This window comes from Virgibacillus sp. 7505, assembly GCF_002272135.1.
Taxonomy (GTDB): domain Bacteria; phylum Bacillota; class Bacilli; order Bacillales; family Amphibacillaceae; genus Terribacillus.
The window spans coordinates 1-300 of sequence record NZ_NPBF01000139.1 but is presented as its reverse complement, the minus strand read 5'-3'; the positions used below and the strand labels follow the sequence as shown (position 1 = coordinate 300).

Below are 300 nucleotides of genomic sequence, written 5' to 3'. Positions count from 1 at the left end.
TCACAATGACAAAAGGCGGAAAAAATTGGGCTTGTTGCTGCTGGAGCTTCGCATCTTTATAAGAGCGTCTTTTTGAATAAAGCGTACCAATGACATAGCTGGAGAACACTTGCAGCAACCAAACAGCCCCTTGGACGACAACGAGCTTGCCACTATGGATGCCGTGCTCAATGGCACGGATATTTTGTTGGAAAAGCCCTGCTTGGTTGAGCCGGTGCAAGCGCCATTGGATCCCTTTTACAGATGACGGCGGCAAACTGCCAAACTGGTCTAACAACTTTTTAAAGGTGCCGTATCTGG

The 300-nt window shown here is 48.0% G+C and carries 1 pseudogene; it reads right to left on the bottom strand.

The window, feature by feature from the left end:
• A pseudogene (locus CHH91_RS18305) lies at nucleotides 1–300 on the bottom strand (ATP-binding protein); the annotation flags it as partial.